The following is an 11,158-nucleotide window of genomic DNA, read 5'->3' on the forward strand; positions in this document are numbered from 1 at the left end:
CCGCTCTGACCCCGCCGCCCCGCTCCGACCCCGCCGCGCCGCGCCGCTCTGACCCCGCCGCCCCGCTCCGACCCCGCCGCGCCGCGCCGCTCTGACGCCCCGCCGCGCCGCTTGCTGTCCCCGCCCCACCGGGCCGCTTCGATGCCCCCGCCCACCCACCGCTCTGACGCCCCGCCACCCCCGCCGTCAGGGGGCGCGCTGCTCGCGGGAAGCGGCGGGGCCGGATAGGGTTTGGATCATGGGTGTGGTTGCCGAACTCGTTCTTGTCCGGCACGGGCAGAGCCTGGCCAACGTCGCTTTCCCCGCCGCCGACGCCGAGGGGCTGCTGGAGGCGGAGATCAGCGGCCGTGACGCCGAGGTCCCGCTGACCGAGCTGGGCCGGCAGCAGGCCGCCGCCCTCGGGCAGTGGCTGGGCCAACTGCCCGAGACCGATCGTCCCCAGGTGGTCATCACGTCGCCGTACCTGCGGGCGAGGGAAACGTGGCGGCTGGCGGCGGAGGCGGCCGGGGTCGAGCTGCCCGCGCCGAGCACCGATGACCGGCTGGTCGACCGGCTGATGGGCGATCTCGAGATGACGACCCGTGCCGCCGTCGCCCAGCGCTACCCGGACGAGGCGCAGCGCCGGGCCGACGCCGGCGAGTACCGCTACACGCCGCCGAACGGCGAGTCGTTCGCCGACATCGAGGTGCGGCTCGGCGCCTTCCTCGACGACCTCAACCGCGACCACGCCGGCGAGCGCGTCATCGTGGTCGCCCACGACGCGGTCGTGCTGATGATGCGGGCCGTCGTCGAGAAGCTCGACTGGGATCAGGTGGTCGCCGCCGAGCGGGCCGCGGGGAACGTGCGCAACGCGTCGCTCTCCCGCTTTGCCGAGGTCGACGGCCGGCTGGAGCTGGCCTACTACAACTCGGTGGACCATCTGCCGCAGGGCTGAGACCAGCCGAACGGTGGTTGTCACGCCCTCGCCGGACCGTCATGATCTTCGACCGTGCTGGCCCACTCGCTCGTCGCGGTCCTGGTTCTCGCGCTGCTGGCCGACGTGGTCATCAATACGCTGCGCCCGGGCCGGGCCATGCGCCAGATCGAGGCCAAGGGCCGGATCTGGTTCTACCGCCGCTTCGTGCTGGGCGGCTGGCTGCTGGCCGTCTTCGCGCTGCTCCCGGTGGTGGAGAGCGACGACCTGACGCTCACCGACCTCGGCCTGACCCTCTCGGGCGGCGGCGTCGCCGGCCGGGTGCTGCCGGGGGTCGTGGTCATAGCGTGGGGGCTCACAGCCTTCGTCCTGGCCGTCTTCGTGCGCAGCGGCCGACAGACCCGCGAGCACGTGCTGGCGGGTGGAAGCACGCCGGCGCGGGACCGTTCCGCCCCGATGTATCCGCGCACGCCCCGCGAACGCCGTCTCGCCCTGGCCGTCGCGGTGACCGCCGGCGTCACCGAGGAGGTCGTCCACCGCGGCCTCCTGATCGCGGCCGGGGTCGTGCTCTTCGACCTGCCGATCGTGGTGGCCGCCCTGATCAGCATCGCGCTCTTCGCCGGGATGCACCTCTACCAGGGCGCCCAGGGCGTCTACGGCGCCGCCATGCTCGGCCTGATCTTCACGGGTGTCACGGCACTGTCGGGCAGCCTCCTGCCCGCAATGATCATCCACGTCACCATCGACGTGATCGCCCTTCTGCTGGTCCCGCCATCCGACGGCGCGGCCCAAGGCGACCCGGTCCAACCCACCGCGGCACAGCCCGACCCGGCTCAGACCGCGACGGCGATAGGAAACCACGCGCCAAAGGACGAAACGGCGGGAGCGGGACAAGGACCGGCCGGCGCGCCCACAGCACACCGCGTGACCATCCCGGTCGTTCCGGGACCCCCACCCCCAGCCGCGACGCTCCCCACGCTTCGGCGATCAGCCCCGCACGGCTGACCGACCCCGCACGGCGACCAGCACCGCACGGCGACCAGCACCGCACGGCGACCGGCAGCCGGGCGGCGACCGGCAGCCGGGCGGCGGACCGGCTCAGTCGTTGTCGATGAAGCCCCGCAGCTCGTCCAGCACGGCCCGATCGCCGTCGACGCGCAGATCGTCGAACGAGATGCGCTTGTAGAGGGCCAGAACGAGGTCGCTGGCCGTACCGTGCACGGTTGCCACCGGCTCCCCGGCCGCCGGCGGGTCGAGGCGTACCCCCGCCGGTGAAAGATCGACGACGCGGACCGGTCCCTCGGTCGCCGCGAACGCGATGCGCGCCGGCCGGTGGGGCCACTCCCCCGTCGAGGCGAGCCCGACCGAGAGGAACTCGGCCACCCCGTCGACCGCGATCGCGGCCGGCAGCGGCTCGGCCTTGCCGATGGTCTCCTGCGCGTCGAAGGCGTGCACCGCCGCCTCCTGCACCTGGTGGCGGGCCACGGCCCCGGCCGTCAGCGGCGTGCCCGAGGCGGCCCACCACGCCCACACCGGAGTGTCGGCCTGCGCCCCGCGCAGGGCCGAGAGCAGCAGCTCGGTCGACTCGGCCGACCACTCCCCCAGATCGCCGTGCGGCAGCTGGTCGGTGACGTCGTCGTCGCCCGGCGGCCGGGAGGGGTCGGCCATGCTCACTGCGCCGGCCCAGAACCGGTGCACCGCGCCGAGATGCGCGACCAGGTCGGTCAGCGCCCAATCGGGACAGCCCGGCACCCGGGCCTCACGCGAGGGGGCGGCGGCGAGCGCATCGCGCAACGCCGCCGACCGGTCGTCGATGAGGGACAGCAGCTCGGCGTAGGAAGAAGTCATACCCGGCTTTCTACCAGCCGGGTGCGACAGTTTTTCAGACGTTGAAGCCGAGAGCCCGCAGCTGCTCGCGCCCGTCGTCGGTGATCTTGTCCGGGCCCCACGGCGGCAGCCACACCCAGTTGATCCGGAAGTCCGAGACCAGGCCGCCACCGGGGCCGGCCATCAGCGCCGTCCGGGTCTGGTCCTCGATCACGTCGGTCAGCGGGCAGGCCGCCGACGTCAGCGTCATGTCCAGCGTGGCCACGTTCTCGTCGTCCACGTGCGTGCCGTAGACCAGGCCGAGGTCGACGACGTTGATCCCGAGCTCGGGGTCGACGACGTCCTTCATGGCTTCTTCGATATCGGCGATAGACGCCTTGGCTACGTCAGTCATGCCTTCACCTCCGGGGCAGCGCCCACATCCACACCGGCGCGTGCCGCGGCGTCCTTGAACGCCATCCACGGCAGCAGCGCACACTTGACCCGGGCCGGGAACTTCGCCACTCCGGCGAAGGCCACCGCGTCCCCCAGCACGTCCTCGTCGGGCTCGACCTGGCCGCGCCCCTGCATCAGCTCCACGAACGCCTCGTGAATTCCCGCGATGTCGCGAGAATCGCGACCCTGCAACAACTCGTGCAGCACCGACGCGGAGGCCTGGCTGATCGAACAACCGAGACCGTCATAGGAGATATCCGAGAAGTCGGATAGAACTCGTACGGTGATCTCGTCCCCGCAGGTCGGATTGACGTGATGCGCCTCCCCGTCGAAGGGGTCGCGCAGCCCACGACCGTGCGGGTGCTTGTAGTGATCGAGGATGATCTCCTGGTAGAGCCCGTCCAGCATCATGCGAACACCTTCCGCACCTGGTCGAGGCCGCGGGCGAGCGCGTCGATCTCGTCCGTGGTCGTGTAGAGGTAGAACGACGCCCGGGTCATGGCCGGCACGCCGAAGCGGGCGCACACCGGCTTGGCGCAATGATGCCCCACGCGAACCTCGACACCCAGCGCGTCGAGCACCTGGCCGACGTCGTGCGGGTGGACACCCTCGACGTCGAAGGAGAGCGTGCCCCCGCGGCCTTCCGGGGTGGCCGGGCCGAAGAGGCGCACGAATGGCACGTCGGCCAGCACCTTCAGGGCGTACGCGGTGATCTCCTGCTCGTGGCGGTGGACGGCGTCCATGCCGAGCGCGTTCAGGTAGTCGACCGCGGCGCCGAGCCCGATGGCCTCGGCGATCGGCGGGGTGCCGGCCTCGAAGCGCGCGGGCGGCGGAGCGTACGTGGTCCGGGCCATCGTGACCGTCTCGATCATCGAGCCGCCGGCCAGGAACGGCGGCATCGCCGCCAGCAGGTCGTACCGCCCCCAGAGCACGCCGATGCCGGTCGGGCCGAGCATCTTGTGGCCGGTGAAGGCGATGAAGTCGGCGCCGAGCGTCCGCACGTCGACCGGCAGGTGCGGCACCGACTGCGAGGCGTCGAGCATGACCAGAGCGCCGACCTCACGGGCCCGCTCGACGATCCGCGCGAGGTCGTTGATCGTGCCCAGCGTGTTCGACATGTGCACGAGCGAGACGATCTTCGTACGCTCGTTGACCAGCGACTCCAGTTCCGACTCGTCGAGCCGGCCGTCGTCGGTCACGCCGAACCAGCGCAGCGTGGCGCCGGTGCGCTCGCACAGCAGCTGCCACGGGACGATGTTCGAGTGGTGCTCCATCTCGGAGATCACCACCTCGTCGCCCGCTTTGAGACCCAGGTGCTGCCCGAGCGAGTGCGCGACCAGGTTGATCGCCTCGGTCGAGTTCTTGGTGAAGACGATCTCGTCGGGGTTGGTCGCGCCGACGAACGCCGCGATCTTGCCGCGGGCGTCCTCGTACGCCGACGTGGCCTCGGTGCCGAGCGTGTGCACGGAGCGGGAGACGTTGCCGTTGTGCCGCTCGTTGTGCTCGCGCATGACCTCGAGCACCTGCCGTGGTTTCTGCGAGGTGTTGGCGCTGTCCAGATAAACCAGCGGATGGCCGTTGACCTCACGGGACAGGATCGGGAAATCGGCTCGGACCCGGGCCACGTCGAACGTCATCGTTCTTCTCCTAAAGCAAGGCTCAGACGCGGGTGCCGACGTAGCGCTCGTAGCCCTCGGCTTCCAGCTGCTCGGCCAGCTCGGGGCCGCCCTCCTGGACGATCTTGCCGGCCACGAAGACGTGCACGAAGTCCGGCTTGATGTAGCGCAGGATGCGGGTGTAGTGGGTGATCAGCAGCAGGCCGGTCTCGCCGGTCTCGCGGACCCGGTTGACGCCCTCGCTGACGATGCGCAGCGCGTCGATGTCGAGGCCGGAGTCGGTCTCGTCGAGGATCGCCATCTTCGGCTTGAGCAGCTCGAGCTGCATGATCTCGTGCCGCTTCTTCTCACCGCCGGAGAAGCCCTCGTTGACGTTGCGCTGGGCGAACGCCGGGTCCATCTGCAGCTTCTCCATGGCCCCACGCAGCTCGCCGGCCCAGGTGCGCAGCTTCGGCGCCTCGCCGTCGATCGCGGTCTTGGCCGTACGCAGGAAGTTGGCCACCGAGACGCCGGGGACCTCGACCGGGTACTGCATGGCCAGGAACAGGCCGGCCCGGGCGCGCTCGTCGACGGTCATGTCCAGCACGTTGTCACCGTCGAGGGTCACCGTGCCGCCGGTGATCTCGTACTTGGGGTGGCCCGCGATGGAGTAGGCCAGCGTCGACTTGCCCGAGCCGTTCGGACCCATGATGGCGTGGGTCTCGCCCGACTTCACGGTGAGGTCGACCCCGGCCAGAATCGGCTTCAGCTCGCCCTCGGGCAGCTTGACCGACACCTGCAGGTCGCGGATCTCCAGGGTGCTCACGGGTTTACTCCATTGCTCGGGATAGTCGATACATAGATGTCGCCGTCACGGATCTCGACGGGGAAGGTCGCCACCGGTTCGAAGGCGGGCGGGCCGCTCGGCTCGCCGGTGCGCAGGTCGAAGCGCGAGCCGTGCAGCCAGCACTCGAGGGTGCACCCGTCGACCTCACCCTCGGAGAGGGCCACCGAGGCGTGGCTGCACTCGTCGCGTACGGCATAGAAGTTGTCGTCGTCGGCGTGCACGATCGCGATCTCGACGTCGGCCACCTCGACCGAGATCACCTCGCCCTTCGCGACGTCGGCGGCCGAGCCGACCATTTCGAAACTCACGCGCCGGCCTCGGCCAGCCGCGCCTCGATCACGTCACCCAGGCGCTCGCGCAGCCCCTCGGAGGGGATCTTGTTGATCAGCTCGGCGAAGAAGCCGCGGACCACGAGCTTGCGCGCCTCGTTCTCCGGGATGCCGCGGGCCATCAGGTAGAACAGCTGCTCCTCGTCGAAGCGGCCGGTCGCGCTGGCGTGCCCGGCGCCGACGATCTCACCGGTCTCGATCTCGAGGTTCGGTACGGAGTCGGCCCGCGCCCCGTCCGTGAGGATCAGGTTCCGGTTGATCTCGTACGTGTCGGTGCCGGTGGCCGCCGCCCGGATCAGCACGTCGCCGACCCAGACGGTGTGCGCCGAGGCGCCCTGCAGCGCGCCGCGGTAACCGACGTAGCTACGGCAGTCCGGCACCGCGTGGTCGACGAGCTGCCGGTGCTCGAAGTGCTGACCGGCGTCGGCGAAGTAGAGGCCCCAGAGCTCGGCGTCGCCACCCCGCCCCGCGTACTCCACGCTGGTGAACTGCCGGACCAGGGCGCCACCGAGGGCGACCTGCACGTGCTGGACCCGGGCGTCCTTGCCGACCCGGAACTTCACGTGCTGGGCCTGCACCGCGCCGGCGTCCCACTCGGCCAGCGTGACGAAGGTCAGCTGCGCGCTGTCGCCGATCACGACCTCGATGTTGTCGGCCAGGGTGACCGACCCGGTCTGCTCCAGGATCAGGGTCAGCTTGGAGAAAGCGCCGACCTTCACGACCGTACGGGCCGCCGCCGCGTCCCCGCCCTTGCCGGCGATCCGCAGGTGGACCGGGTCGGCGAGCTCGGTCTCGGTGGCGACGTCGATCTGCGTGACGTGCGCCGCCGAGCCGTAAGCGAGGGCGCTGACCCGGTCGAACGGGGTCAGGATGGCGTCCGCCGTCGGCACCTCGCGCACGGAGACGCCGACCGGCAGATCGCCGTGCTCGACCGCGGGCGCCACGCCGGTCAGCGACGTCGCCTTGATCAGGTCGCCAAGACGCTTGATCGGGGTGAAACGCCAGTCCTCCTCCAGGCCGGTGACGGCCGGGAAGTCGTTGACGTCGAAGGAACGCAGCACCTGCGACTTGGTGCTCGGCGGGGCGAGGGCCTCGGTGGTCATCTTTTCCATTTCCTCGTGGGGTTGGGCGGTCAGCCGACCGCGCCCTCCATCTGCAGCTCGATCAGGCGGTTCAGCTCCAGCGCGTACTCCATCGGGAGCTCCTTGGCGATCGGCTCGATGAAGCCGCGCACGATCATCGCCATCGCCTCGTCCTCGGTCAGACCACGGCTCATCAGGTAGAAGAGCTGGTCCTCGGAGACCTTGGAGACGGTCGCCTCGTGCCCCATCGCCACGTCGTCCTCGCGGATGTCGACGTAAGGGTAGGTGTCCGAGCGGGAGACGGTGTCGACCAGGAGTGCGTCGCACTTGACCGTGCTCTTGGAGCTCGAGGAACCCTCGAGGACCTGGACCAGGCCGCGGTACGAGGTACGGCCGCCGCCCCGCGCGATCGACTTCGAGATGATCGTCGAGGAGGTGTGCGGCGCCGCGTGCACCATCTTGGCGCCCGAGTCCTGGTGCTGGCCCTCGCCGGCCATGGCGATCGACAGGACCTCGCCCTTGGCGTGGGCGCCGGTCATGTAGACGGCCGGGTACTTCATCGTCACCTTGGAGCCGATGTTGCCGTCGACCCACTCCATGGTCGCGCCCTCTTCGCAGGTGGCGCGCTTGGTGACCAGGTTGTAGACGTTGTTCGACCAGTTCTGGATGGTCGTGTACCGCACCCGGGCGTTCTTCTTGACGACGATCTCGACGACCGCGGAGTGCAGCGAGTCGGACGAGTAGATCGGCGCCGTGCAGCCCTCGACGTAGTGCACGTACGAGCCCTCGTCGGCGATGATCAGCGTCCGCTCGAACTGGCCCATGTTCTCGGTGTTGATCCGGAAGTAGGCCTGCAGCGGGATGTCGACGTGCACGCCCTTCGGCACGTAGATGAAGGAGCCACCCGACCACACCGACGTGTTCAGCGCGGCGAACTTGTTGTCGCCGACCGGGATGACGGTGCCGAAGTACTCCTGGAAGAGCTCCGGGTGCTCCTTGAGCGCGGTGTCGGTGTCGAGGAACAGGACGCCCTGCTCCTCGAGGTCCTCACGGATCGCGTGGTAGACGACCTCGGACTCGTACTGCGCGGCGACACCGGCCACGAGGCGCTGCTTCTCCGCCTCCGGGATGCCGAGCTTGTCGTACGTGGCCTTGATGTCCTCGGGCAGCTCTTCCCAGCTCGCGGCCTGCTTCTCGGTCGAGCGCACGAAGTACTTGATGTTCTGGAAGTCGATCCCGGTGAGGTCCGCGCCCCAGTTCGGCATGGGCTTGCGGTCGAACAGGCGCAGGCCCTTGAGCCGGAGGTTGAGCATCCACTCGGGCTCGTTCTTCTTGGCGGAGATGTCGCGCACCACGGCCTCGGACAGGCCACGCTGCGCCGCGGCGCCGGCGATGTCCGAGTCGGCCCAGCCGTACTCGTACTTGCCGAGGGCGGCGAGGTGCTCTTCCTGAGTAGCGATCTGGTCGGTCATGTATCTGTCCTAACCGTGGTTGCGTCGGTTACACGTGTAGCGCGTGCGGGTGCCGGGATGTGCGTGGTGCACACCCCGTCGCCGTGCGCGATGGTGGCGAGGCGCTGCACGTGGGTGCCGATGAGGCGCGAGATGACCTCGGTCTCGGCGTCGCACAGCTGAGGGAACTCGGCAGCCACGTGGGCCACCGGGCAGGAGTGCTGGCACAGCTGGCCGCCGGACGCGATCGTGGTCGCGTTGGCAGCGTAGCCCTCCGCGGTGAGCGCTTCGGCGAGCGCCTCCGCCCGGGCGATCGGGTCGTCGCCGGCCTCCTGCAAGGCGGCCTTGCAGCGCTGCTCGAGCGCGACGACCTGGGTCGCGGCGAAGGCGGAGACCGCCTCGGTGCCGTGATGATCGGCGATCCAGCGCAGCGCGGCCGTCGCTATACCGTCGTAGAAATGCGGGTTGAGGCCCTCGCGGGCGGCCGCGGTGAGCGCGAACGCCTTGGCCGGGCGGCCCCGCCCGCGCGGCCGGTTGGCGCGGACCTCACGGGTCTCGACCAGGCGGTCGGCGAGCATCGCGTCGAGGTGCTTGCGGATGGCGGCCGGGCTCAGCCCGAGCTCGGCGCCCAGCTCGGCCGCGGTGGCCGAACCCCGCTCCAGCAGCAGCTGGGCGACCCGGTCACGGGTGCGGCCGTCCGACGCGCTGGCCGACGCCAGTGCCCCGCTCCGGTTCAGCACCTCGTATTTCACTACGGCAACGTTACGTATTTCGTCACGAGCCTGCAAACCGACCCCCCGGTGATATGTCCCACCGCCTCCCGGGAAGGCCGAGGTTTGGACGTCGGTACGATGCGAGAGGTGAGGTTCCTTCCGCTGCGCCCGCTGGCCCTGGCGTCCCTGATCGCCAACATCGCGCTGATCGTCACCGGCGCGGCGGTCCGTCTCACCGGCTCCGGCCTCGGCTGCCCGACCTGGCCCCGGTGCACCGACGCGTCGTACACGACGACCGCCGAGATGGGGGTCCACGGCGTCATCGAGTTCGGCAACCGGATGCTCACGTTCGTCCTCGCCGCCCTCGCGATCGCCTGCGTGGTGGCCGCCCTCCTGGAGAAGCCGCGCCGCCGCTCCACGCTGTGGCTGAGCATCGCGGTCCTGGCCGGCATCCCCGGCCAGGGCGTGGTCGGCGGCATCACCGTGCTCACCGACCTCAACCCGTGGGTGGTCGGCCTGCACTTCCTGCTCTCGATCGCGCTGATCGCGCTGGCCTACTTCCTCTGGAAGAGGACGTACGAGGGTGACGGCCGCCCGGTCGACCTGGTCCCCCGCCCGATCCGGCAGCTGGCGACGGTCCTGACCGCGGTCAGCGTGGCCGTGATCGCGATGGGCGTCGTGGTGACCGGCAGCGGCCCGCACGCGGGCGACGAGGACGCCAAGCGCAACGGGCTCGACCCGGCCACGGTCTCCCAGGCCCACGCCGACGTGGTCTTCCTGTTCATCGGCCTGACCGTCGCCATGGTCTTCGCCCTGCGCGCGGTGAAGGCGCCCCGAGCGGCCCACCGGGCCGCCCTGACGCTGCTGGCCATCGTGCTCGGCCAGGGCATCATCGGTTTCGTCCAGTACTTCACCCACCTGCCGGTGATCCTGGTCGGCGCCCACATGCTCGGCGCGGGCCTGGTCTGGACCGGCACGCTGTCGGTCTGGTGGTCGCTGCGCGAGCGGCCGGCCCTGGAGCCGGCCCCCACGTCCCCGGCCCCCACCTCGACCTCGACCGACGCCACCCCAGCCGAGGAGCCGGTCGCGGCCCAGCGCTGACCGCACCACCTCCCCAGCGCCGCCGCCGACACCGCCCTTGACCCCAGGGCCGCCACTCCCCGCTCCGCAACGCCACGCCTGGCCCGGGGGCTGTCACCCCTCCGCTCCGCAACGCCACGCCTGGCCCGAGGCCGCCACCCCTCCGCCCCGCAACGCCACGCCCGGCCCGGAGCCGCCACCCCTCCGCCCCGCAACGCCACGCCCGGCCCGGAGCCGCCACCCCTCCGCCCCGCAACGCCACGCCCGGCCCGAGGCCGCCACCCCTCTGCAACGCCGCGCCTCTTCCCGAGGGTGGCGTTGTTTCACCCGGGCATCGTCATCGGCTTTGCGCGAGACACACGAAACGCTCTGACCTGCGCCGCCGGAAACCTGCCCTGTGGACAACCGCGTGTCGTCCACAGGCGGCGAATTCATGCCGTCGTTGATCGCCGTGCTCCGGCAGGCTTTCCGGCATGCCACACACGAGCCCCAGCAGCTCCACAGTTCACAGCAGCACCGTCCGCACGCCACTCCTGGAGCGACCCGCGCGCCGCGGCCGTTCGCCGACCGGGATTGATCCGGTGACGGCCGCAAGCACGCCCGCTGGGCGATCCATCAGCGCGGTCGGCGCTCCCCCGAGCCGGCCCGCGCTGGGCCCGCCCGGCGGCCCGCACCCGGGAAGGGGGTGGTGAGCCAGGCAGGATCCGCTGTCGAGAGCTGAGGCGGTCGCCTTCTCCCGGGGCGGCCGCCGACAAACCGCGCCCTAAACCGGCGCGCGCCCACCCGGCGCACACCGCGCCGGGGCCGCGCAGGCGCGGGGCGGGCAGGCGCGGGGCGCGCAGGCGCGGGGCGCGCAGGCGCGGGGCGCGCAGGCGCGGGGCGCGCA

The 11,158-nt window shown here is 70.9% G+C and carries 12 protein-coding genes; 3 read left to right on the forward strand and 9 right to left on the reverse strand.

The window, feature by feature from the left end; all coding sequences use genetic code 11:
* The first annotated feature begins 238 nt into the window (after positions 1–238).
* On the forward strand, positions 239–934 hold the full coding sequence (locus tag AB0J66_RS49555; protein ID WP_364676496.1) for a histidine phosphatase family protein: 696 nt from the start codon (positions 239–241) through the stop codon (positions 932–934).
* Positions 935–988: 54 nt separating this feature from the next.
* Positions 989–1,918, forward strand: a complete 930-nt coding sequence (locus AB0J66_RS49560) for a CPBP family intramembrane glutamic endopeptidase (protein WP_364676499.1) — start codon at positions 989–991, stop codon at positions 1,916–1,918.
* Between the two features lie 93 nt (positions 1,919–2,011).
* On the opposite strand, the gene AB0J66_RS49565 is transcribed toward AB0J66_RS49560, so the two are convergent.
* From AB0J66_RS49565 to AB0J66_RS49605, 9 genes are read right to left on the reverse strand one after another with little or no spacing between them, the layout of a single operon-like run.
* Entirely contained in the window at positions 2,012–2,761 is a 750-nt protein-coding gene (locus tag AB0J66_RS49565; protein WP_364676502.1) for a maleylpyruvate isomerase family mycothiol-dependent enzyme, read from the reverse strand.
* 34 nt (positions 2,762–2,795) lie between these two features.
* Complete coding sequence (locus AB0J66_RS49570; RefSeq protein ID WP_364676504.1) at positions 2,796–3,134, reverse strand: metal-sulfur cluster assembly factor; 339 nt, start codon at positions 3,132–3,134, stop codon at positions 2,796–2,798.
* Entirely contained in the window at positions 3,131–3,586 is a 456-nt protein-coding gene (sufU, locus tag AB0J66_RS49575; RefSeq protein WP_364676507.1) for a Fe-S cluster assembly sulfur transfer protein SufU, read from the reverse strand. Before sufU ends, AB0J66_RS49570 begins: the two co-directional genes overlap by 4 nt.
* Entirely contained in the window at positions 3,583–4,812 is a 1,230-nt protein-coding gene (locus tag AB0J66_RS49580; RefSeq protein WP_364676510.1) for a cysteine desulfurase, read from the reverse strand. Before AB0J66_RS49580 ends, sufU begins: the two co-directional genes overlap by 4 nt.
* A gap of 22 nt (positions 4,813–4,834) precedes the next feature.
* A complete protein-coding gene (gene sufC / locus AB0J66_RS49585) occupies positions 4,835–5,596 on the reverse strand; it encodes a Fe-S cluster assembly ATPase SufC (RefSeq protein ID WP_364676513.1) in 762 nt (253 codons plus the stop codon).
* On the reverse strand, positions 5,593–5,913 hold the full coding sequence (locus AB0J66_RS49590; RefSeq protein ID WP_364676526.1) for a non-heme iron oxygenase ferredoxin subunit: 321 nt from the start codon (positions 5,911–5,913) through the stop codon (positions 5,593–5,595). The genes sufC and AB0J66_RS49590 overlap by 4 nt, the downstream gene beginning before the upstream one ends.
* Before the next feature lie 8 nt (positions 5,914–5,921).
* Positions 5,922–7,049: a Fe-S cluster assembly protein SufD gene (sufD, locus tag AB0J66_RS49595; protein ID WP_364676516.1), complete on the reverse strand. Its 1,128-nt coding sequence runs from the start codon at positions 7,047–7,049 to the stop codon at positions 5,922–5,924.
* 29 nt (positions 7,050–7,078) lie between these two features.
* Positions 7,079–8,500: a Fe-S cluster assembly protein SufB gene (gene sufB / locus AB0J66_RS49600; protein WP_364676518.1), complete on the reverse strand. Its 1,422-nt coding sequence runs from the start codon at positions 8,498–8,500 to the stop codon at positions 7,079–7,081.
* The gene (locus tag AB0J66_RS49605) at positions 8,497–9,231 is read right to left on the reverse strand and encodes an ArsR family transcriptional regulator (protein WP_364676521.1); all 735 of its coding nucleotides are present in this window, start codon (positions 9,229–9,231) and stop codon (positions 8,497–8,499) included. The genes sufB and AB0J66_RS49605 overlap by 4 nt, the downstream gene beginning before the upstream one ends.
* Positions 9,232–9,339: 108 nt before the next feature.
* Here AB0J66_RS49605 and AB0J66_RS49610 point away from each other — a divergent pair, with 108 nt between their 5' ends.
* Positions 9,340–10,293, forward strand: a complete 954-nt coding sequence (locus AB0J66_RS49610) for a COX15/CtaA family protein (RefSeq protein WP_364676524.1) — start codon at positions 9,340–9,342, stop codon at positions 10,291–10,293.
* The last annotated feature ends 865 nt before the right edge of the window (positions 10,294–11,158 follow it).

The sequence above is a fragment of the Actinoplanes sp. NPDC049598 genome (genome assembly GCF_040675435.1).
In the GTDB taxonomy this organism is placed as follows: Bacteria; Actinomycetota; Actinomycetes; order Mycobacteriales; family Micromonosporaceae; genus Actinoplanes.

What these genes read in the sequence shown, in the direction of transcription:
- AB0J66_RS49570 (WP_364676504.1), bottom strand. Translation starts at nt 3,134, where the DNA reads ATGACTGACGTAGCCAAGGCGTCTATCGCCGATATCGAAGAAGCCATG.
- sufB (WP_364676518.1), bottom strand. Translation starts at nt 8,500, where the DNA reads ATGACCGACCAGATCGCTACTCAGGAAGAGCACCTCGCCGCCCTCGGC.
- sufD (WP_364676516.1), bottom strand. Translation starts at nt 7,049, where the DNA reads ATGACCACCGAGGCCCTCGCCCCGCCGAGCACCAAGTCGCAGGTGCTG.
- AB0J66_RS49590 (WP_364676526.1), bottom strand. Translation starts at nt 5,913, where the DNA reads ATGGTCGGCTCGGCCGCCGACGTCGCGAAGGGCGAGGTGATCTCGGTC.
- AB0J66_RS49580 (WP_364676510.1), bottom strand. Translation starts at nt 4,812, where the DNA reads ATGACGTTCGACGTGGCCCGGGTCCGAGCCGATTTCCCGATCCTGTCC.
- AB0J66_RS49555 (WP_364676496.1), top strand. Translation starts at nt 239, where the DNA reads ATGGGTGTGGTTGCCGAACTCGTTCTTGTCCGGCACGGGCAGAGCCTG.
- AB0J66_RS49565 (WP_364676502.1), bottom strand. Translation starts at nt 2,761, where the DNA reads ATGACTTCTTCCTACGCCGAGCTGCTGTCCCTCATCGACGACCGGTCG.
- sufU (WP_364676507.1), bottom strand. Translation starts at nt 3,586, where the DNA reads ATGATGCTGGACGGGCTCTACCAGGAGATCATCCTCGATCACTACAAG.